The sequence below is a fragment of the Flavobacterium niveum genome, assembly GCF_055231775.1.
Genome location: NZ_JBUYSX010000002.1, coordinates 520,239 through 543,668 on the forward strand (window position 1 = coordinate 520,239; position 23,430 = coordinate 543,668).

The following is a 23,430-nucleotide window of genomic DNA, read 5'->3' on the forward strand; positions in this document are numbered from 1 at the left end:
AAAGTAATAAAATGTTACATATTAAAACATACCTCAGTATTGTTAAATCTTAATTTGTGGGTAACTTTACGCTGCAAAATTTAAACAAAATGGAAAGAAATATCGCTGCTACTGCGGCTTTTTTAGGAATGACAGGTATTTTGCTGGGTGCATTCGGTGCGCACGGCCTTAAACAGATAGTATCGCCGGAGTCGGTAGCCTCGTTTGAAACCGGTGTGCGTTACCATATATTCCACGCCCTGTTTTTACTGTTTGTGGCAACAACCACTTTGCTTACTGAAACAGCTAAAAAAACCATCTTCAGGTTAGTTATAGCCGGGGTAGTACTTTTTTCCGTTTCCATCTATCTTTTGTCCCTGAAACAGTACATTCCGTTCGAAATTAAGAAATTCGGCATCATCACACCTATTGGAGGATTGTTACTAATAGCCGCTTGGGGAGTGTTATTTTTACACATAATTAAACGAAAACCATAGTTTGGTTGTAATTTTTTATTTTCGAACGAATTAATCCGTATCTTTGGCGCAGTGAATAACCCAAACACTGACCCAAAGTATGGATAACTACAGCCTATTTACGAAAACGATTTCGCTTGAATCCCTCGGAATCACTGGGGCTACAGTAAAGTACCAGTTGCCTCCGGACGAACTACATGACCTTACGCTGCAAAATGGCCTTGGCGCAGAAACCGATACCGGTGCGCTGGCCATTAACACGGGTGCCTTTACCGGGCGCTCTCCCGAAGACCGTTTTATTGTAAAAGATGCCATTACCGAAGACAAAGTGTGGTGGGGCAAGGTGAACATCCCTTTTGATGCCAATAAGTTTGATGCATTGTACAACAAGGTGATGGATTATCTGTCAAGTAAGGAGCTGTATGTGCGCGATGCGTATGTATGTGCCGATCCGGCCTACAGGCTTAGTGTAAGGGCTGTAAACGAGCTGCCTTCGGGTAATTTGTTTTGCTACAACATGTTCCTGAGGCCATCTGCCGAGGAGCTGGATGATTTTGATGCACAGTGGCACGTGATTTCTGCACCGGGCTTTAAGGCGAACCCTGAAACAGACGGTACGCGTTCGGCCAACTTTGCCATACTGAACTTCACCAAAAAAATAGTACTTATAGGTGGTACCGGCTATACCGGTGAAATGAAGAAGGGTGTTTTCTCGGCACTGAACTTTATACTACCCGTATTTAAGGACACCTTCCCGATGCATTGCAGTGCCAATGTGGGCAAGAACGGTGATACGGCTATCTTCTTCGGGCTTTCGGGCACGGGCAAGACCACGCTTTCGGCCGATCCTTCGCGCAGGCTTATAGGCGACGACGAGCACGGCTGGACGCATGAAAACAGCGTGTTTAACTTTGAAGGCGGCTGTTATGCCAAGGTAATCAACCTTACCGAAGAGCACGAACCGGATATTTATCGTGCTGTAAAACGCGGCGCACTGCTGGAAAATGTGGTGTTTAAACCGGGTACTAATGAGGTGGATTATGAAAATGTAAGCATTACCCCAAACACCCGCGTAAGCTACCCCATTGATTTTATTGACCATATACAGCCCGGATCTGTAGGGCATAACCCGAAAAATATTTTCTTCCTCAGCGCCGATTCATTTGGTATACTGCCTCCGGTAAGCAAGCTTACCCCGGGCCAGGCGGCGTACTGGTTCATCAGTGGCTATACCGCCAAAGTAGCCGGTACCGAGGAAGGTGTCAAGGAGCCACAGCCTAACTTTTCGGCCTGCTTCGGTGCGCCGTTTATGCCGCTGCACCCTGCTACCTATGCTGAAATGCTGATAACCAAAATGCAGGAAACCGGCGTAAATGTCTGGCTTATAAATACCGGCTGGACGGGCGGGCCTTACGGCACCGGCCACCGCATGAAGCTTGGCTACACCCGTGCCATGATAGCCGCCGCACTGAATGGCGAGCTGGACGAGGCGAACTTTGTTACCGAGCCTTATTTCGGGCTGGCGGTACCGCAAAACTGCACAGGCGTACCTGCCGAAGTGCTTAACCCACGCAACACCTGGCAGGACAAGCAGGCGTACGATGAAAAAGCGCACGAGCTTGCTGCCAACTTCAGGAAAAATTTTGCTAAATTTGAGGAATTCTCAAATGACGAGATTATAGCCGGCGGTCCGCTGGCATAATTGTGGATTTTTAGAATAGATGTTTTTGGAAAGGGCTGCCCGGGGACGGGCAGCTATTTTTTTAGCCCCTCCCCAACCCTCCCCAAAGGGGAGGGAGTAACTTCACTCTAACTATTACCTAAGTTATCTATAAACATTTCAGTGTTTCAAATCTGAGGGAAGCTGCCCCCTTCCTTTTGGGGAGGGCTGGGTGGGACTTACCACTAAAAATACGCCCTCAGCTGCACACTACCAGTATGTATGGCCTGGCTGGTTTCGCTTTTACGTCCCTGGTAGCTTATGTTCATATCCAGGAAACGGGTAAGGTTCTTTTGCAGCATCAGGCGCCAGGTAAGGTTTTGTCCCGCTGTAAGCCCCTGTAACATCTGGTAGGCAGCGGCAGTGGTTTGCTCACCCGTAAAATCATTTTTGTATAATGAAAACTCGCCACTGGTGGTAAAGCTCCCCGTAGTAGCTGCATAGCTGAATGAGGTACCTATACGCTGCTGGTCCAGCTTTTCCATACCGGTAATGGTGTTTTTACGGTTCTGGTATTCGTAAAAAACATCAAGGCTGGCATTTTTAGAGAAGATGTACGACAGCTTCGGGGCCAACTGATAACTGTCAATGTCGTAATTTTTGCTTTCGTAATTTTCGGCGGTAGCGGTATTGTTGCTGCCCTGCGCCGACAACGATGCCAGCCACGTTTTCTGTATCAGGTGGGCATATTGCAGCTGGTGGGTTTGCAGCTTGCCGTCCTGCGAGCCAACCGACAGCAGGCTGCGGCTGCGGCTGTTCAGGTAGGTGTAGGTAACCGAGTGGTTTTGTTTGCCACGGTTATAAAAAATACTGTTGCGCAGCGAACTGCTCAGCCCCAGCAGGTTTTCATCGGAAGACGAAAACGGGTTAAGGTCGAAACCGTTGCCCGAGCGTTCTATCTTACGGTCAATGATATACGACGCCTGGTCGTAAAAATACGACAGCAACTTTTTAAAGCCCGTTTCGTTTTGCCACTGCACGGGGTTAAAGGTAACTGACTGTGAAAACTTGTTCTGGTGGGTACCTATATATACCTGGCTGGGCAGGTACACCCGCACGTATATGGCAAGGTCGGGGTACGGGGCCACTTCAAACTCCTGGAGCTGCTGTATGCCATCGCCGTTATAGTCGTTCCACATGTATACCCCCTGCCCGGCAGCCACTTCCACATAAGTAAATTCCTGCTGGGCTATGGTACCCGAAGCCGTTTCGTAAGCCGTGGTAACCTGCAGCAGCTGCCCCCAGTAGCGGTCATTATACAACAGGCGCGAGTTAAGCGACGGCTGGTCTTCATACGCCGGGTCGGTAAACTTCAGCTTGCGGTAGTTTACAAACACGGTAAGGTCGCTTTTATCGGTTTTCAGCAGTCGCGATTTCAGGTAGTACGACCGCGAGGTATTCACCCGTTGCAGCAGGCCTCCCACAAGGCTGTCATTGGCACGTTGCAGGTAGCCGAGTTCCACATATACTTTAGTACTGTCGCCACGGCCCACAAAGGCACCGTATTCGGTAAAGCGCTGGCTAAGGGTGCTGTATGCATTGGTCTCTTTCAGCTTTTCCTCGTTATTTTCGGTGCGGAAGCTACTCCCCGCCCAGTTCTTCCCGAAATGGTATTTGGCCAAAGCCTCATTGCGCACAAACGACGACGTACTGTAATTACCATCGCTTTTCAACACGCTGCCCGTGTTTTGCACATACAGCTTATTGATGGTTACCTGCCCGTTCAGTACATGGCGTGTACCGCTGAACCCACTGCCAAAATCGAGCTTTTCGGCCTGGTAGGTAACCTGTCCGCTTTTGGGCAAACGCAGCGTGGTACCGGCCACGAGGTAACTCTGGTCAAAATTGGTGGTCACTACATTGGCAAGGTTCCAGTCGCGGCTAAATTCTATATTGAACAAGCGCTCTATGGTACGGAAATCCTTTTGCACAAACTGGTAATTGGCAAAGGCATCGAGCATCCATTTTTCCTGCGTGAAAATACGCTGCTTGGCATCCAGCCTAAGGGCAGTACCCTTGTTGTTGTTATCGTCTACGGGCGAATACAGGTTAAGGTCGTTATTACTGATGCCCGCTTCAAAATCGATAAGCGTTTTCTCGCTGGGGCTGTACTTACCCATTACGGTAGCAATCTGTATTTTAGCCGGGGCAGTGAGCTTTATTACCGGCTCAAAGCTGCCCTGCGGCACACCGCCTACAGGCGCCACATATTCATATATCCTGCTCACCGATGCCGTAGCCGAGAGCACGTAGTTGCCCAGTCCCGCACCTACATTAGTAAAGGTAACGCTGTACAGTTCGTCGTCGGGGTTGTTGCTGTATACGTACACTTCGGTGCCGTTTATGGTTTCCTTGCGGTACAGCACCTTATTTTCACTATAGGTATCCACATAACCCGATGGCGCTACCATAAGGTTACTGTTATCGCCTGCGCCTTGTAGTACGGCAACCTGTTCGGTAGTAAGGCTTTGTTGCAGGGGCTGGTTTTTCATGTCGCTTTCGCTGTACACATAGGTGCCAATGCTCCAGTCTTCCTCATCGTGGGTAACGCCGCCATAAGTAACAAAGCGCGAAAAATTCTGGTTGCTGTACTGGTACTCCACATTAATACGCATTTCGCTGGTAATGGGAAACAGGGAGGTAAACGTCACTTCGCCTGCGTTGTAGTCTATAACATAGTCGTTGCTTTCGCCGCGTTCCAAAAGCACACCGTTTACATACACACGCTCCGAACCCGATATTACCAGCACATAGAGTTCGCCGTTGTTACCGGTAAGCTTGTACGGACCCTGGTTGCCCTCGGTACCGGTAAAAGTGCTGCGTGCGTACTGACCCCGTACCAATGCAGCAGCAGCGCTTATGGTAGTCTTGTGTTCGGGGGTGCCGAGTACCACGGTGGTATTAAGCCCCTGTACTTTTTTGCTGAAATTGAGGAAGCGCGACTGCCGGTTTTCCAAAAAGAGGTCGCCTGCACGTACGGCCCATTTGTCGCTGAACATCTCTATGAATATCTGGTCAAACTCATCAAGCTTTTGAGAATAGCCGCCATCCTGTATGGGGATGTTGGTGTCCTGTATGCTGGCGCGCAGGCTCACCTTGTCTGACAGTTTGCCCGTAATTTGCAGGTCGAGATTCGAGTTTACCACGGCATTCTGGTTGTTGCCCACGGTAATACCGCGTGTAATACTACCCGAGGTGTTAAGCCCGCTCAGCGGTTTCAGTATGTTGTTTGTTCCCTGCCCAAAGCTGAAGCGCTGGCCCGTAACGGCATCGTTTGGCACTACACGGCTGCGTTCGTAGAGGGAATATTTACGTGTAAGGAAATCAGGATAGGCCAGGTAGCCCATTTGCAGGCTGTCGGCGGGTGTGTAGCCGTTTTTAAAGACTACGATAGCTTTGGCAAAATCCACGCTGTATAAGGTACTGTCTATTTCTTTACCGGCGGCATCCTTAAGCGAGAATTGCCCGGGGTTCACCGACACGCTGTCGATACGGATAGTATCGCGTACGGGGAGCACACGTCGGGTTTTGTAGGGCGCGTTTACCTGCTGGGCATGCACAGCGGCAGCACAGAGAAGCAGTAACCATAAAACCGCGTTTTTTAGCATCTTAACCCTATAAACCCAAAAAGTACAAAAATAGTGTGTTTTAGGGAATGGTTGTTAGTTGTTGGTTGTTAGTTTGCCTCACCCCCCAGCCCCTCTCCAAAAGAGAGGGGAGCAGCTTCACTCGACAGGCATATCTTTGCGGCGTAGTGCCTTTACGAGAAATTTTCTACTGCGGCTAATCGCTGAAAGCTAACTGCTGACCACTGACAGCTATTCGTCAAACTTCATTATCTTGCACCCTCAAATCAATTAACCGCATTATGAAACTTACCGAAAAAATACTGGGCATTATTATACTTATCGGCTTATCTGCAAAACTTTTCCACCTGCCGGGAGCAGCCGGTATATCGATTTTGGGTTTTACCCTGCTGGCAAATTTTTACCTTGTATTCTCTTTTGCGCTTTTAAACGGGGTGCCGTTTGCCAAAATGTTCTCCAAAGGCGCTTATGCCCATACCAACGGAGGCCGTATTGTGGGCAGTATACTCACCGGTTTTAACCTGGCGGTAACGGTTGTAGGCATCACCTTTAAAGTAATGCACTGGCCGGGCGCTATGTCGATGCTTATTGCAGGTATACCGGCGTTGGTTATTATTGCCATCATTTGCCTTGCAAAGGTAAAAGGCCCCGCACGCCCGTTTTACCTGAGTGTACTTCTTCGCCTGGCGATTGTAGGAATACCGGCATTAGTAATGGCTGTACTGAGCTTTGCAGGCTATGGCGAAGGCCTAAGGGGATAAATTTTAACAGCACCACGCTCCTACCCTGCCTGTTAATTCGTTAATTTTAACGGAATTAAATTTTACGGGTATGAATATGTTGTGGGATAACCGTAGCCTTACCGATGTACTGCTGAGCAAACGCAATACTGCCGTAAGCGAACAGGCTTTGCTTACCGAAGTACGCGCCATACTGAACCGTGACGAGTCCGCACGGCAGGCCATAAAACAGCGCCTGGGTGAAAGCGGTAACGGGCAGGATGCTAACGACTTTGTTTTCGATTTACTGGAAAGCGGCCGCATTTTCCATATACGGCAAATACGTGCCGTGTGCATAGACTACCGCCTGCGCTTTTTGGGTAGCGAATTGTATAAAAGCACCATACCCGAAGAAGCCGTTACCAAAATAAAACACCTGGAAAAAGAACACGGCACCGTACTCGGCGGTTTTAAGATTATGGCGCCTTCGCGGCAATTCCACCTGAAAAATTATGACGACCCGCTGCTGTTTGCACCTATTGGCAACGGCTATTATTACCTAATCCATAAATGGGGAAACGACCTGAACCCGCTGCGTAAGGCCATAGTGCGCCCCATGCGCGATTTTGGCAGCCTGCTGGTATTTTTGCTTATGGTAAGCCTGGTATTTACATTGGGTATTACACGCCTTTTCTTTTATGGCACACAAACCGGGCAGTTTGTGCTGATAGCCTTCCTGTTTGCGTTTAAATCATTTTGCGGAATAGCGCTGTATTACTGCTTTTGGAAAGGAAAAAACTTTAACGTAAACATTTGGGACAGCCCGTATTATAACAAATAGAAAATCCCCTTGAAGGGGATTTGACTAAACCTGGCTATCCAGCTGTTCTTAGAATACTTGGTCGATTAACAGTGGCTAAATTAGGCTACATTTCAATACCAAAAAATACCTATATGTAGGGATTTTTTATTTATTTTTCGTGGGTTGTTATTGCACAAAGTCCCTCAAAGGAGGCGCGAAGTTTCTCAAAGTTTTCAGTCTCAGTTTTCAGTGTGGGGTGCAGCGCCTTGGCGGCTTTGCGAGAAATTGATTAAGAAAACTATCACCCAAATTTTCTCAAAACTTTAGCATTTTGAAAATCCACGGAAACGGTTGACTACTGCGGGTTTCCACAGGATATCTACATCTTCCACATACATATTTGGTACGGCTATAAATAGATAAAGGATACCGTGAGGTATCCTTTATCGTGCATCCAACTAAAAAATTACTAAAACATGCTATAATGATTTCGCGGTCATTATAACAAGATCTTTATGCAGTGCCGGATTTTAAAAAACGGCTCCGGGTCCCCCCGGAGCCAGCATCCAACTAAAAAATTACTAAAACATTGTGGAAATGAGGGGGTAGAAGTAAAATATTTCCACAATATGTTTTAAATTTTTTCCCGCAATATATTTTAAAACCATCCCCGGGAGCTGGACACCCCGGGGTGGTATTTTTATTAGTTCATCATTATTTTCTTAGCAATAACCTGGCCATTTTCAAGGGTTAGGTTAACTATAACAACTTGTTTAGAAGCGTTTACCGCACCTGAAGCAAACTCAGTGTTGTTTACTTTAGCGTTTTGGTACAGCATCTTTCCAAGGATATCGTACACTACTACTGATTTTATAGCCTGTGGCGCAGTAGCTTTTATTTCATTGTTGCTGTTGTACACTATAACTTCAGATGGTGCAGTTTGTACAGGGTTATCTGTACCAAGGGCAGCTTCTGTAGTGTAGAACACTGTAAACCTGTTGTCAAAAGTACCTGCTTCAGAAGTAAAGCTGTAGCTGTTTTGTGTAAGCTCACGTACTACACCTTCCTGCTCATCTTTAAGGTATACTTTTTGTCCGTCGGCAAACAGGCCATCCATACTGTCTATGTTTATGGTGTAAGTACCGGCAGCTGTAGCTTTAAATCCTAATGCTACTGAGTCTGTGTTTTCAAAACCACCACGTGTTTGTATAGACAGGGTAGTACTAGCGTCATCTTGTGCAAGTACAGTATAAAGGCTTATGTTACCAGGGGCAAGTGCCTCAGAGTCATAACCGGCATCTACACCTGTTGTAGCAGCAGTGTTGTAAGCTATAAGCGTTTGGCTGAAGTCGCCCGCTTCGCTGGTAGCGTTTAGCCATACACGGTCGCCAAAGTTTATTTCTTCCTGCTCTTCAACTTCTGAAGCTGATTTAAAGAAGCTTGTAGACTGTGTAGTGATGCGCATGTCGTTCCTGAAAAGGATTTCTTTGTTAGCACCTGTAGCTTTTACTATAAAGCCCTGGCCAGTGTTAAGGAAACCTTTGTTAGGGGCTATTACAAATGGGTTAGCTATGTTATAGTTACCGTCTGTGCTGTCTCCGCCCAGGGCAGCGTTAGCTACGTAACCCGAAAGGTTTATTGTGCTGTAGCTGGTTTTTGTATCATCGTTTGTCTTCCTCCAGATCCAGATAGTGCCTGTAATGCTGTTTATGTTAGCGTTGATGAAATCTACTACACTTATTGGCGATGGGTAAGGGTTACCTATGGCGTTGTAAGAGTGTGCGCTGTCAGTATAAGAAAGTGGCAGGCGTATGTTACCGTTGTTAGGGGTTCCTTCAAATACACCGTTAAAAGTAATCCTTGTAGCACCTGTGTTGTAACCTGCTGTAGCATCTACGTTTGGCATACGGATAAGGTAACCTGCACCTTTTGCAAACCTTGTTGTAGTTTCGCTTTCAGGGGTATAGTAGCCTGTTGCAGTAGCATACCTGTAAAAACGGCCTGTTGCAGTAGCAGGAGAGAAGGTTTTAAGGGTTTGGAAACCTGTAGTCCTTGCATCATATACCGGTGCACACCACATAGTGTAATCAAGCCTTTTAAGGAAACCACCGTTGCGTTTTATAGTAGCAGTACCGGCGTTAGTATCAGCTTCAATCTGTATCAGGTTGCTGCCGCTTTCAAAGGTAAGGGCACCTGTAGTCTGTACGTTTACGCTGTGTGTTATTACAGCAGTACTGTTGCTTATAAAGTTTACGCTGGCACCGTTTAGTACATACAGTGAACATGCATAGAACGTACCGCCTGTTTGTGTAAAGTTACCTGTAAATATGGCATCCTTATCGGCTGTAGGAACACCGTTGTTCCATGAAGTACCGTTCCATACTGTAGAGCTGTCGCAGTAGATACCTGCTGTACCTGTACCTGTAGGGAAGCTTATGGCACCAAACTCATCTGCACCTATATCAGGGGTTGATGTATTCCTGGTTTGGTTGTCTATATCTTTTGTTACAGAAGCTATTGGTGTAGCTGCATCGTTAAGGCTGCTGTTGTTAGCATTGTTTATGTCTAAGTGCAGGTCTGTAGCGCTTGAAAAAGCAGGGCTTACACTTACAGAGTTAGCTTCTTTACCTGTTGTTACTTTCCAGCCGCTTAGTGTAAGGCCGTAGTTAGGGTTGTTGCTGCCATCCCATATGGTAGAGTTTTCGCCTGTAATGTTAGTACCAAGGTAACCAAGGTATTCACCATATATGTTGTTGTAGTTTAGGTAAGTAAAACCAGATGTGTTAGCAAGGTTTATGATTACACCAAAGCTACGTGTAGAGTCAGCTGTAGGCTGGTTGTTTACAAATATGTTGTTCCTTACGTCAAGGTTTGTAGCAGTTTCTACAAGCAGTGCAGCAGAGAAGCCGGTACCAGAACCTGTTTGAGACAGTGTAAGGTTTACGCTGTTGTGGTATATTTTGTAGCCACCACCTGTAGCTACTACTATACCGTATCCGCCTGGGTGGTAGTTGTTACCGCTGCAGTATCCAGAAACATCAGCTATAAAGTTGTTAGCCACAAGGATGTTAGAGGCATTGTTTGTAGATTTAAGTACTACACCACCAAAGTAATCACCGTTGTCAAGCGTTTTAACCATGGTTTTCATTTGGTTACGGGTTATAGTACCGTTGTAGCTGTTACCTGTTACCAGTACACCAGATGAGATAAGGTTACCCGCAGCAGTATTCCTGTATAGGTTGTACACATAGTTTTCTGTGTAGGTAAAATCTTTTGCATTATAGAATGTTGCAGGGCAAATAATAGTTTCGTCTACAGTAGCACCAAGGTCATTACCTTGTACTACAGTAAAGCTTGTAGGGGTACTACCACCGTTAATATATACACCGTGTTTTACGTTGTCAAGGTCGTTTTTAAGTATGGTAAGGTAGCTGTTGTCAGCTTCGGCTTCACCCGGGGTTATGGTGTTGTTGTCACCTATCTGGTATTTACCTGAGTAGATACCGGCACAGTAGCTATAGCCGCCGTTTTTAGTACCCATCCTCATGTAGCAGTACTTAATGGTGTTGTGTGTAGCACCGTCAGTACCATTACTTGCTACCCATATTACAGAGCGCTGTATGTAGTCTATATTATCGTTGTTAGCAAACTTAAGGTTCCTTGAAGTACCGCCTTCAGTGTTGCTACCGTCAAAGATAACATAGTCAGCACCTTTAAGGATAAAGATTGCAGGTATACCTGTGTAGTCGTTTACGTTTGTAGCAGTAATGTTTACTGTTTTTCCGCTGTATGGCTTAAAGGTTACTGTTTTTGTAGCAGAACTGTTAGCTATAGGGTTTATAGTGAAAGGGAATGTCTCTGTAGTATTAGTATAAGAAGTATCTTTTAGTAAGAACTTCACTGCGCCAGAGATGCCGTACGTGTTAAGGTAGTTTACAGCAGCAGTAATAGTGCTGAACTGCTGGTACTCATATTGTGTAGTGCCACTGATTACGTAAGTACCGTTTAGTGGGCCGCTTGGTGTAGGCTGGTTAACGCCTATGTTTACAGTTCCTGTAGCAGTATAACCGTAAGAGTTAGTAAGCTTGTAAGAGAAAGTGTCTGTACCTGCATATCCTGAAACAGGAGTGTAGATTACTGATGTACCGCTTATAGTAGTGGCGCCGTGTGCAGGGGCAGATACTACTGCGATAGAAGCTATAGTACCGTTACCGGCAGTATCGTTTGCAGTTACCGGAATGGTAACAGCTGTGCCTATAGCTGTAGAAGCAGTATCAGTTGCAGCAGTAGGGTTTACCTGTGCAGCTACAGTAATGCTTACAGTAGCAGTATTGCTAGATCCGCCGTTAGCGCCGTTAGCTTTGTAAGTAAAAGAATCAGGGCCTGAATAACCGGCGTTAGCAGTATATATAAAGTTGCTGCCAGATACGGTTACAGTACCGTTAGTAGGGTTTGTAAGTTTAGTAACACCGTTTATGGTTGTACCGTTAGCCGTATCGTTAGATGTAGCGTTTATTGTAGTAGCATAGCCGCTTATGGTAGATACGCTGTCGTTGTTAGCTACAACACCTATAACCGAACCGGTAACTATAGGGCCGTTGATAGAGCTGTTGTACGTAGTGTTCCTGATGTAAAAGTCACCGTACCCTGTATTGTTTTGCTTGTAAACATAAAGTTTAAGGTACAGGGTTGTACCGGCAGCTACACTAACACCGCTTAGGTCAAAGCTGTATGTTTGGTTTGTATCGTTCTGGTTCAGGTTGATGTGGTTACCTACCTGTGTGCCTAAAGTTGAAGTACTTGTAGAATAGTATAGTGCCGCTTTTTTCGGGCCGTTATCTCCGCTTGGAGACATATACGTTAGTGTAAAAGCCGAAAGGGCTACGCTGCTGCCAGATGGCGCAGTGATAGGGAATACAACATACTTAGAGTTGTCCATGTTGCTTCCGTTACCTGTTTGGAATCCGTTGATCCTGAAGCCAGACCAACCGTTGTTTTCTATTGAAACGCCACCTGCGCCTGCCATGGTACCTCCGGTTACTACAGATGCGTTTGTAGGGCTGGTGGTATTCCATGTTACCAATGTTGTTTGCGAAAGGGCAATAAAAGGCAATAGCAATAGTAAAATTAATGCTTTTTTCATTTTAGTAATTATTTAAAATTTAGGTAGTTAAGGGGGGCTTAACTAATTTTTGGATGCGGGGGCAAATGTAAAAAGAAATTTTGGCTTTCAAAATTTTTAACCAACTTTTTTCTGATTTTTTGCCATTGATTATCAATAAGTTTCAGATGAAGTGCTTTTTTTTACGACGAACAACATCTTTTTTCAGTGCGTAAGGCAGGTGATAATCCTCCTTTTTAAACCAATTACTCTGTGATTAAGTTACTAAGGCTGTAGTTTTCATTTTAAAAGTGTTCATTTTAGTAATTATTTTTTAGTTCTTTTTTGGATGCTTATGCTTTCGGGAGGATGAAACCCGTTTCGTATTATTTACAGTACAAATGTATGCTGCGTTTCGTCGTATTTTTCCTGTTTTCGTCGATAAGGGCTTGTTCCCCGATTAAAGCGCCTTAAGTGTCGATGAATGGTAAAATGTGCCGATGAGCGTATTTATCTGCATTTCGTCGAGGCAAATGTAATACGGTAGAAGGCATTTTACCAATAGATAAACTATAGACAAAACGCTGTATATGTTTTGTTAAAACACTGACAAACAAATTGTTAAAAAATTACTAAAATTGTCTATACATCCGATGCCTGCCTGAATGTGCCAAAACCGATAAATATCATATTAATTTACCGTTACCATTCGTCGATAGTAATTGACAACCCAACGGGTTTGACTTATGCCAAAAAGTAAGCCCCGCCAAGTGGCGGGGCTTACCTCATAAACTACTAACAAAAAATATATAGAAAGGGAATTAATCCCTTGATCGCCCTCCAAAAAGCATCAGGGCATAATACAGCAGTGTGGCTACTGCGCCTATGGCTGCAACCAGGTAAGTACGCGCCGCCCACTTCAGTGAGTCTTCGGCACCGGCATATTCCTGCGGGCTTACCATGTTTTTATTTTTCAGCCAGGCCAGGGCACGGTTACTGGCATCGTATTCTACCGGTAGTGTTATAAGGCTAAACAGTGTGGCTATTGCCATAAGGACAAGGCCTGCTACTGCTATATACCAGCCCATGTCCAGTTTTACTGCGGCTCCCATAAGGAAACCTATAAACAACAGCGGCATAGACAACTGCGATGCTATATTAGTTACCGGTACCATTTTACTGCGCAGTTGCAGCATGCTGTAAGCCTGTGCGTGCTGCACGGCGTGGCCTACCTCGTGTGCGGCTACCGCTGCTGCTGCTGCATTACGTTCGTTATATACCGCTTCGCTAAGGTTTACAGTTTTATCTGCCGGGTTATAGTGGTCTGTAAGGCGCCCCGATGTAGAAATAACCTTTACATCATAAATGCCGTTATCGTGCAGCATTTTGGTGGCTATTTCGGCACCGCTCATGCCATTGCGCAGGTGCACACGCGAATAATATTCAAACTTGCTCTTTAGCTTTGCACTTACGGCAAAACTTGCAATACCTATAATTATAAGTAGTACATAATATCCTATAAACATTGTATCTGTTCTTTAATCGTTTGGTAACCATACTGCAAAAAGAAAGCCAATCTTTACAAATTGGCTTTCTTACTGTTATTTTGGCAGAACTTTAAAAGTTCCAGATTACCTTGGCGTAAAAACGGCCCTGGCCGCCTTCTTTTACCGTATTGGCTACTTCGGCAAATTCTGAATGCCAACTGGCGCGTGCCACATTCCACTCATAACCTGTGGCCAGGCGCAGTGCGTTTTCCTTATTTTGCAACACCCCAAACGATGCCGATGGCCCCAGGTACCAGCTGTTGTTGTACAGGCTTATGTGCCCGCTGTGCGTGGCCGGGTCCAGGTCGTCAAGGTCTATAGTGTTTCCACGGGTATAAATATCTACCTTATTGTACATGTATGATATGTCTAAACCGGCAGCGGCAAACATGCCCCCGCGTTTTAAGAAAATATATTGCGGCCTGTATTTAATACCGGTAGCTACGGTGCGTACCCTTTCGCCGGTGGTCTTTTGGTCGGCATAGTAGTCGGCATTCCATTCCAGGTCCCTGAGCCAGCTTCCGGTAATTTTAGTAGTACCGATGCTCAGTTCAAATACCGAATTGTTTACCTCGGGCAGGTTAGAGGCTGCTAATTTGTCATTTAGTTTCAGCCCGGAGTTAGATACCACACCTGCTGCAATGTAAAACTGGCCCCAGCCGGTTTTAAAACCCGGGTGTACGGTTAGCGAATCGGTTTGTTGTGCAAATACCGACGATGCACCGGCAATACATAAGGCAGCAAATAATAAAGCTTTTTTCATGATGATTTGTTGAATAATGATTTTTAACTATTTCGATTTTTTTGATGATTGCTTTTGGCTAACCAAACGCCGTGCCAAAATTTTCTGATTAAATTTGTTAAAAACAAAAGCACTGTATTTGTGTCTGAAATACAGCTCTTTATGTCTTTTCTAAAAAATCTAACCTTCTAAAAATCTAAACAGTCCAATTGTCTAACAGGTTTAAAAATCCAACAATCTAAAGAACCATCAGGTTACATCCCCTAATGTCGCTGTTATCAAAACGCCCCAGGATTTCAAAGCTTTGGTTTGGGTATTTTTTGCCCAAATCCTGTGTGGCTATAAAAGAGCAGGAATTGTAGTTGGCCAGGTCTATCACGTTTACACCACCGGTTTTACCGTAATCTATATAGGTAAGTGCATCTTCGGTATCGCGGATGTAGACGTCCATCCACGGCGGGCATTCAAAAATACCATCGCCCAGCGAATAAGCCTGCGACAGCAGCTCCGTCATGCCGTACTCCGAATGGATTTTGGTAACGCCAAAACCATTGCATAAAATTTCGTGCAGTTCCTCGCGTATCATTTCGCGGCGTTTGCCTTTCATGCCGCCGGTTTCCATTATTATGGTATTCTTCAGGCTGAAGTGCTGTTTCTCTACCAAATCAAGCAGGGCATAGGTAACACCTATAAGCAGTATGTTTTGGCCTTCGCTGTCCAGTTGGGTAAGCTTGGTAACCAACTCGTCATAATTGCGCAGGTAAAAGCCGCTGTCCCGGTTGTTAGAACCCTCAATCAGGTCGCACACCATATATATGAGTGACGAACCCTCGCGGTCCAGGTAGGAGGGAAGGAGCGCCAGCACGGCATAGTCCTCTATATTACCATAAAACTGCGAAAACGCCATACGGAAACTCTGCTCGTAGTAACTGAGGTCGGTAACCAGGTGACGGCTGGTTATGGCGCCGGTGGTGCCGCTGCTGGTAAAGGTTTCCACAACGGGGTCGGTTGTGCTCAGTACCTCGTGCGACTTAAAAAACTGTATGGGCAAAAACGGTATATCGTGTACGCGTTTTACGTTTTGCTTGTCGCGTTTCAGTAGGGTACAAAAATCGCGGTACACCGTATTATTATCATACTGGTGGCGGAAAACTTTAAGCGTTATTTTTTCAAATTCCTTTTTAGAGGCTATGGTAAATATATCGGCTGCAGTGACCAAGGTGATGAGTATTTATGCAAAGGTATGAAATAAAAAAGCACCGCTGTAGGGCGGTGCTTTTAGTATGGTGTAAGAAAGGATTATTTTACAACAAGTTTCCTTGTAGCAGTTTTGCCTTCTTCTGTAACGTTTACAATATATACACCGGCAGTAAGGTTGTTTACATTTACAGTGTTGTTTACTGTTTTACCTGCAAATACCTGCTTGCCTATAACGTCATAAATAGCTACTTCTTTAACACCGTTAGTGTTAGAAGTAATGTTTAGTACGTTTCCGCTAAGTGGGTTAGGGAATACTTTAAGGCCTGCAATGTCGTTTTGGTTAACACCTGCGTTAATTTCAGTGCCTTTTACAGTAAGGTTGTCAAACCTCCAAGTGCCCGCAGTACCGTAAGTACCTGTGCCTATAGGCTGGTATGCAGATGTAGACGGCTGGAATATAGAAACCATCCTTACGGCAAAGTTTTCGTTGTCGTTTGCAGTGGCAGGAAGTGTATAGCTGGTTGTAGGCCATGTTTCTGTAGCAGCTACGTTTGTGGTACTTCCGTTGTTGTTTCCAAGTGAAATCCAGTTAGAACCGTCAATTGTATATTCGAACTGCTCCCAACGTGAAGCTGTGTTAGAGCCTTTACGGTCGTAAGTAACTATAATGTCCTGGTAGCCGTTTGTGCTAACTGCAGCCGATACACCTGCTGTGCCGGATGCTGTACCGTCTGCCGGGAAAGTATTAACGTTTAGTGCCCTGTCTGTAGTGCCTGTTACGGGGTCGTTACCGGTAGCCCAGCCTTCTACTACACCACCTATAAGTGTAAGTGTACCAGTGCCTGTTGTTGCAGCAGTAGATTCAGTGTTGAAATCCCACTTTGCAATATTTGTCTGTGCGTTTACAGCTGTTGAAACCAAAGCTGTAATAAATAAAGAAGCGTAAAGTTTTTTCATGTTCAAATTTGTTATTAATCCAACAACAAATATAGAAATGTTGAAAAAACTTTACGCTACTGTAAAGATAAAATTAAGAATATTTTGGCAGGCATTGCCAGCAATGCCTGCCAAGTATTATTTTACAACAAGTTTCCTTGTGGCAGTTTTACCTTCTTCGGTAACATTTACCATATAAATACCGGCTGTAAGGCTGTTTACAGTTACAGTGTTGTTTACTGTTTTACCTGCAAATACCTGCTTGCCTATCATATCATAGATGGCTACTTCTTTAACACCATTAGTGTTTGAAGTAATGTTAAGCTCGTTTCCGCTAAGTGGGTTAGGGAATACTTTTAGGCCGGCGATATCATGTTGGCCAACACCTGCTGTTGTAGTGGTTACATCGGCAAGGGTAGTACCTATCCTTAGTTCGTCAAAGTTAAAAGTAGGAGTTAATAGTGCATCGTCCTGACGGATAACGAAACCACCCATGCTAGAAACGTTGCTTGTTACCTGGCTTGTTATGGTAGCAGGTGTAGAAGCTGTTAAAGTAGCTACAGTAGGGTTTACCCAAAGGCTTAGCATATCAGTATCAAAATCATAACCCACAACAACAAACATAGTGTTGTTTACGTCGTATGAAGATGAAGTGTAGTTGTCTGTGGTTGAAGCAGCATCAAGGCCTAACTGGTATTGTTCGCCTACTTTTTTGATGAACAGCCTTCCGTTGTAACCTGTAGTACTTGTGCCAAACAGCAGGCCTGCAAAGTAAGTAGCAGAACCGTCAACAGTAACGTTTGACATATCTGTTACATTGAAAAGGAATGAAGCGTAGAATTTACCTCCTGTTACTGCTGTAAACGGAGTGTAAGCTTCTTTACCTGAACCAGAGAATGAAACCATTTTACCTGTAGATGCAGGCAGGCCTGTATAGGTAAGGTTACCGTCTACTACGGTTACATCGTCGCCAGAGTTTACACCGGCCCACCTTTGAGGAACAGAAAGGCCTGTGCCTGCAGTGTAGTTAAAGCCTTCGTAGTATGGTATATCGTTTATAGGTTTGCAGTAAACACCTACAACGTCTAATGAAGTGTTACAGTCTGCACCTACAACACTTACAGTAATGTTAGTGTTTTCTGTAATGCCGCTGATTACTATGTTACCTGCAGCAGTAGTTGTAGGGTTGTCGCCACCTATAGTACCGCCTGAAGTAGTAATGTTATAAGTGCCGTTACCAGCACCGCTAAATGGTATTGTGGCGGTGTAAGTATCTGTAGTGCTTAGTGTAGCATTGTCGCAAGATGTGGTAACATCAGTGCCAAACTGGAAAGTACAGTTAGCAGATACATTGCTTAGCTTAAGGTCGTCTATCCTTATCTGGATAGTGCTTGCCCTTGTAAAACGAACCCTAAGGTTTGTTGTAGAAGGTATAGCGCTGTTAGCTATAGTAATAAGTTCCCATCCGCTTGTGTTTGTACGTGTGTAGCTAAGTTGGGTAAAATCAGTACCGTTAGTACTTACTTCAACTTTAAGGTTGGTTGACGGTTCAGTGATTGGGTCCTGGAAATATTCGCCAAAAGTAAGGGTAAGGTTTGCAGAACTATAGGCTGAAGTGTTTATGCCTTCTACCATAAAAGTGTGGTCTGCACCGAAATAAATGTTACCGCTGCCTGAAGCCCCGGTGTAGCCCGAAGATGCAGAGGTAGTCCTTACGGTTGCAGTACCTGTGTACGTTACTGAAGTGTTTTGGTAGCCTGTGTAAGCAGATGCTGTAGGGTTACCGCTTGGTGGTGTTCCGAAGTTTTCCTGATAAAATGTTTGTGCTGTAGCGGCAACAAATCCTAACAGGATTAGTGTTAGTGAATAAAGTTTTTTCATGTCAAAAATTTGTTATTAATCCAACAACGAATTTAAGGACATAAAAAATAACTCAGCACTATGCTGTGTGAAATTATGATTAATTTTTAGTGGCCTGCGTGAAATTACTTACTTAACGATAAGTTTTCTGGTTTCGGTAGCTTCGCCTTCTTTTACCTTGATGATGTATACACCCGGTGTAAGGTCTGAAATGTTTACTTCTTTCCCTGTAAGGTTTGCGGTAAGTACGCGCTTGCCCAGCACGTCAAAAATTTCTATTTCCTTGTTTTGGCCCGTTTTAGAAGTAATGTAAAGACGGCCGCCACTGGCAGGGTTAGGGTAGATGTTCAGCCCCTCGATAGGTTCTTTACCTCCGGCAGGTGTTGCCTTGCTTTCCTGGGCTGCTGCGCCAAGCGAAAACAAAGTGAACAACAAAATGGTGATATAAAAGTAATATTTCTTCATATGCTTAATCTACGTTTCAAATGTATAAAAATATTTCCAAATATCATACCAAATTTTGTTATGAAAAATTATTAAATTTTATGTAGTTGTTTTAACAATTATAATGTAAATAATTATTTGTTTTAAGATAATATATTGCTGTTTGTAATAAGAAAAGGCTGCCAATGGCAGCCTTTTATATTGTGGTATGTTATTACCGGATTATAGACCTGTAGTCCATCCTGAAGCCCAAGTTGGAGCAGTGATACCGTTACCGGCACCTGTAGCAGAGCTGTCTTCAGTAAAGATAGGAGTTGCATCAAAAGCAACACCATCGTTGTCTGCACCTTTAGCTTTAGTAGTTACGTTTTGGAACTTAACTTTAGTAGCTTTAAGCTGTCCGTTTTCAACATAAGTTTTACCGTCATTGTGTTGTACGTCAAAACCTGTTTTCCAGCCGCTGATTACTACGTTGTCAAACTGTCCTTTAGTACCTACCCTTAGTTTGAAAGCCTGAGATTCAGTGCTTGAATCAGCTTCGCCTGCACCTATTAGGGTAAGGTTTTTAATTGTAGGGTTAGATATTGGGTTAGCATCGTTGTCGTTAGAGTTGTTGTCAGCCTCTATACCCCTGTTACCGTTGTTAGTCCTTTTACCGTACCAGTTTTCGTTAGTACCAGACCAGCCTTCAGTCCAGTCAAACATATCGTCACCTACTGCAGTAGCTGTGTTAAGTACTACAAGGTTTTTAGTGTTTACAGTACCACCAAACCATTCGAAACCGTCGTCAGAGCTTTCTACAACCTGAACGTTTTCTACTGTAGTTCCGTTACCTACGCCAAAGAAAGAAACACCGTTAAATTCTTTGTCAGCGCTATATTGGTAACCAGGATATTCTATCCTTAGGTATTTTAGAGAACCAGAGTTGTCAGCAGCATCAGTACCACCGTAAGTAAGTTGGTATCCTACCTCTGCAGTAGCAGTAGCGCCTTTGTTTATAGGAGCTTTACCACAAATTACAAGACCGCCCCATGCACCCGGAGTGTGAGTTGTAGCAGTCATTACAACCGGGTTAGAAGATGTACCCTGAACGTCTATTTTACCACCTTGTGCAACAGCTATGTAACGTACAACACCGTTGTCGTTTGTAGTAGCCTCAACAATTACACCTGGCTTGATAGTTAGTTTAGCACCATTCCTTACAAAAAGTTCACCTGTAAGTTTATAAGTACCAGACTCAAGAACAACTTCGCCATCGTTGATGCTGCCTTGTAGGGCATCGCGGTTAAGTACGAAAGTTGAAGTTGGTCCTTTTTTGTCGTCATCAGAACAGGCAACTGTTACAAGAGCAAAAGTAAGGGAAGCAAAAGCAATAATTTTTACGACTGTTTTTTTCATTTTGTTATGTTATTTTGATTGCAAATTTCTATAAATAGCGCCCATCGTGTGTTAACTCAATGTGAGCAAATTGTTGTTTTTAAAGGTGTTTTTACAGCTTGTATGTTACGCCAAGGCCAACATATGCACCCCTTTTAAAAGTTACTACCGGGATGTGGCCTGTAGCATTCTCCTGAATCCTTTCAAATTCAGGGTTTAGCAGGTTACGCGTTACAAGGTCTACACCGAAATGTTTGCCAAGGCGTGATTTTACTACAAAATCTAGCGACCCCATTCCTTTGTCTACAAGGTTACCTTTGTTTTCTATACCCAGTGCATACAGCCTGTCTGAATAGTGTGAATACATTACTGTAGCAGTAAGGCCGCTGTCGGCGCTCCAGTCCCTTGTGTAAGATAGGTCTACGTTAGCTAACAGGTCAGATGCACCGGTAAAGCTCGATTTTGTGTTTGTAGGGTTAATGTTAAGCACACCGTTAGTTTCCCTGCGTACTTTGTCGGCATCAATATCCTGGTTTGTTTGCATATAAGCAGCGTTGAAGCCAAATGAAAGCTTGTTTGCAAATTCACCGTCAAAGTTCAGGATGTTTTTCCTGGCTTCTACTTCTATACCGTATACAGTACCCTGGTCGCTGATGTTTAGCCAGGAGATGTCGTTTGTAGACGATGCAAGGTTAATTTCTGCAATAGGATCCATGATTAACTTACCAAATACGGTGGCCGATAGCAGCTCGTCCTTTTCAGGGAAATATTCCCATTTAAAGTCGGCATTGTAGTCGGTAGAAGGGTATAGCGCCGGGTTACCGTATTTAATCTCGTTAACATCTTCGTAGATAAATGGAGACCTTTCTTTAAACTGTGGCAGTGTATAGGTTTTGCTGGCAGCAAAACGAAGGTTCTGCTTTTCGTTAAGCTCATACTTAAATATAAGGTTTGGCATAAACTCGTTCTTGTTAAAGGTGTCTGAGTTTCCGCCGGTATCAAACTGGGTCCTCCAGGTTACAGTTTGCTCTACCCTTTCATACCTAAGGCCTACGCTTGCAGTTAGTTTTTCGGTAATCTTATAATCTGCATTGGCAAATGCTGCATGTATATTCTGCTCACCACTATAAGTTTGTGGTATCATGTTAGCATAAGCACCTATGGTAAACGTGCCGTTTGCATAATTTTCGGCATTAAAAAATGCGTCAAGGTTGTTAGGGTCCACAGGGATGGTCATGGCCTCACCGGTTAGCCTGAAGTTGAACTGTATGGCCTGGAAGTCACGTTTTTTAAAACGGCCATTGTAGCCTACGGTAACATTACCCCTTGCTTCGCCGTTTGCATCTTTACCAAACTTGCGTGTTATAGATGCTCTTGCTGCAAGTTCATCTTCGGTAAGTTTCTGGTAGTAGCGGTGGTTATCTGTAGTGTTTACCTGTGCTATAAGCCAGTTGTTGTTTTCGTATTTAAGGGTGTTCTGAGACCTGTCCGGCATATCACCTTTAATAGTGTTGTATGATGCGCCCCAGTCAAAAGTAGTAAGGCTGTCTATTTTGTGGCTGCCTATAAGCTGGTTAATCATCAGGGCATTCTTTGTATAAGTGCCCCTTTGTATGCGGCCGTTGTCATCTTCAGCAATATCGCGGATAGAACCGCTGAAAATATCACGGGTTTGTGAAGATGTATTAACAAACAGGAAGTTGTATGATATTTTGTTGTTGCTGTTTATGCGGTAACCGGCATTAAACATACCTGTAGTGTTTGTGCTGTACTGGAAACGCTCCTGGTCAAAAGCATTTATTTCAATGCCTTGTGCGTTCCTTTGTTCGTTAAGCCCTTTACGGTACTCATAGCCATTGCTGAAGTTAGCCGTGGCAAAAAGCGAAAGTTTACCTTCGTTGCCTATGTTATAGTTTTGGCCGGCCTTAAAGCCAAGGGTGCCTGCATACGGGCTTTCCTTTTGTGGTGTAAGGCTGTTTTTAAAAGTGTATTGTGTTAGCGCGTTGTTTGAATACCCGTAGTTGGTAAAACCAAATTTCCCCGGGCCGTCCTGCAGGTAAAACTCGCCGCTTTTGTTTATGGCGTTAGTGTTTATTTTGCTGCCTACAGATACTTCAAACATGCCGTTGCCACGGTACTCTTTAGAAACGATGTCTACGTTACCACCGGCAAAGTCACCAAACAGTTTTGTAGAATACACCTTATCTATAGATATAAAGTCTACAATATCGGTTGTAAATATGTCAAGGAAAATGTTTTTCTTTTCAGGGTCGTTACTCGGTATCGGCAGGCCGTTCATAGAAGTAGAGTTGTAACGGTCGCCAAGGCCGCGTACATATACGTTATTGCTGCCTTCCTGCTTAGAAATACCCGAAGTTTTAGCCACAGCGGCTGCCACGTCTCCTATACCTTTACGGCTAAGTTCCTGTGCGCCTATGTTCTGCTTCATTTCCACGGCATTTTTTTGTTGCAGTAGCAGTGCGCTTTCCTTATCGCGGCTTACCTGCTGCTCTATCACCACGTCCTGCAGCTGTACGCTGGTGCTGCTCAGTTCCAGGCTTATGGTTTTGGTTTCGCCTGCGGCAAGGGTTACGGTTTCTTCTTTGTTTTCGTAACCTATAAAGGCAAATACTATGGTTTGTGTACCGACAGGTACCTGTAGTGTGTACGCGCCGTTTTCGTCTGTGTTTGTAGAAATTGAGGTGCCTTTAACCGATATGCTGGCAAAGGGAAGCGGTTCTCCGGCCATGTCTTTATCGGTAATTTTACCGGTAACGGTGGCCTTCTCCTGGGCATAACCCATTACAAGTGTTAGTAGCGTAATAACTAAAAATTTAAGTTTCATTTCGTGTTGTTTGAATTCGCTGCAAAGATGCTTTGGGGTAATGAACCTAATGTTAGAGAATCGTTAGGTTTAGATTTGCATTTTATTATTAAATT

Annotated in this window: 14 protein-coding genes; 4 read left to right on the forward strand and 10 right to left on the reverse strand. The window is 44.4% G+C overall.

Going from position 1 to position 23,430, the window contains the following annotated elements; genetic code table 11:
* Positions 1–89 precede the first annotated feature (89 nt).
* Together ACZIX4_RS07755 and pckA are read left to right on the forward strand one after the other, a co-directional pair.
* Positions 90–476, forward strand: a complete 387-nt coding sequence (locus ACZIX4_RS07755; RefSeq protein ID WP_463335050.1) for a DUF423 domain-containing protein — start codon at positions 90–92, stop codon at positions 474–476.
* 79 nt (positions 477–555) lie between these two features.
* Positions 556–2,157, forward strand: coding sequence for a phosphoenolpyruvate carboxykinase (ATP) (gene pckA / locus ACZIX4_RS07760; RefSeq protein WP_463335051.1), 1,602 nt, complete (start codon positions 556–558; stop codon positions 2,155–2,157).
* Positions 2,158–2,360: 203 nt separating this feature from the next.
* On the opposite strand, the gene ACZIX4_RS07765 is transcribed toward pckA, so the two are convergent.
* The gene (locus tag ACZIX4_RS07765; protein ID WP_463335052.1) at positions 2,361–5,783 is read right to left on the reverse strand and encodes a hypothetical protein; all 3,423 of its coding nucleotides are present in this window, start codon (positions 5,781–5,783) and stop codon (positions 2,361–2,363) included.
* A 260-nt stretch (positions 5,784–6,043) separates the two neighbouring features.
* On the opposite strand from ACZIX4_RS07765, the gene ACZIX4_RS07770 reads away from it, so the two are divergent.
* A complete protein-coding gene (locus tag ACZIX4_RS07770; RefSeq protein WP_463335053.1) occupies positions 6,044–6,523 on the forward strand; it encodes a hypothetical protein in 480 nt (159 codons plus the stop codon).
* 70 nt (positions 6,524–6,593) lie between these two features.
* Complete coding sequence (locus ACZIX4_RS07775) at positions 6,594–7,322, forward strand: hypothetical protein (RefSeq protein ID WP_463335054.1); 729 nt, start codon at positions 6,594–6,596, stop codon at positions 7,320–7,322.
* 664 nt (positions 7,323–7,986) lie between these two features.
* Here the strand turns inward: ACZIX4_RS07775 and ACZIX4_RS07780 are convergent.
* The 9 genes from ACZIX4_RS07780 to ACZIX4_RS07820 all read right to left on the reverse strand — a co-directional run bounded on the left by ACZIX4_RS07780 (position 7,987) and on the right by ACZIX4_RS07820 (position 23,335).
* The gene (locus tag ACZIX4_RS07780; protein ID WP_463335055.1) at positions 7,987–12,426 is read right to left on the reverse strand and encodes an Ig-like domain-containing protein; all 4,440 of its coding nucleotides are present in this window, start codon (positions 12,424–12,426) and stop codon (positions 7,987–7,989) included.
* Positions 12,427–13,205: 779 nt separating this feature from the next.
* Positions 13,206–13,910 (reverse strand): zinc metallopeptidase, encoded by a 705-nt coding sequence (locus ACZIX4_RS07785; protein WP_463335056.1) that lies wholly within the window; start codon positions 13,908–13,910, stop codon positions 13,206–13,208.
* Between the two features lie 91 nt (positions 13,911–14,001).
* Entirely contained in the window at positions 14,002–14,694 is a 693-nt protein-coding gene (locus ACZIX4_RS07790) for a hypothetical protein (protein ID WP_463335057.1), read from the reverse strand.
* Positions 14,695–14,911: 217 nt separating this feature from the next.
* The gene (locus ACZIX4_RS07795) at positions 14,912–15,892 is read right to left on the reverse strand and encodes a LuxE/PaaK family acyltransferase (RefSeq protein ID WP_463335058.1); all 981 of its coding nucleotides are present in this window, start codon (positions 15,890–15,892) and stop codon (positions 14,912–14,914) included.
* Positions 15,893–15,972: 80 nt separating this feature from the next.
* Positions 15,973–16,830, reverse strand: a complete 858-nt coding sequence (locus ACZIX4_RS07800; protein WP_463335059.1) for a T9SS type A sorting domain-containing protein — start codon at positions 16,828–16,830, stop codon at positions 15,973–15,975.
* A 117-nt stretch (positions 16,831–16,947) separates the two neighbouring features.
* A complete protein-coding gene (locus tag ACZIX4_RS07805; RefSeq protein ID WP_463335060.1) occupies positions 16,948–18,690 on the reverse strand; it encodes a T9SS type A sorting domain-containing protein in 1,743 nt (580 codons plus the stop codon).
* Between the two features lie 108 nt (positions 18,691–18,798).
* Positions 18,799–19,134 (reverse strand): T9SS type A sorting domain-containing protein, encoded by a 336-nt coding sequence (locus ACZIX4_RS07810; protein WP_463335061.1) that lies wholly within the window; start codon positions 19,132–19,134, stop codon positions 18,799–18,801.
* Positions 19,135–19,335: 201 nt separating this feature from the next.
* Positions 19,336–20,511: a hypothetical protein gene (locus tag ACZIX4_RS07815; protein WP_463335062.1), complete on the reverse strand. Its 1,176-nt coding sequence runs from the start codon at positions 20,509–20,511 to the stop codon at positions 19,336–19,338.
* A 91-nt stretch (positions 20,512–20,602) separates the two neighbouring features.
* Positions 20,603–23,335, reverse strand: coding sequence for a TonB-dependent receptor (locus ACZIX4_RS07820; protein WP_463335063.1), 2,733 nt, complete (start codon positions 23,333–23,335; stop codon positions 20,603–20,605).
* Positions 23,336–23,430 lie beyond the last annotated feature (95 nt).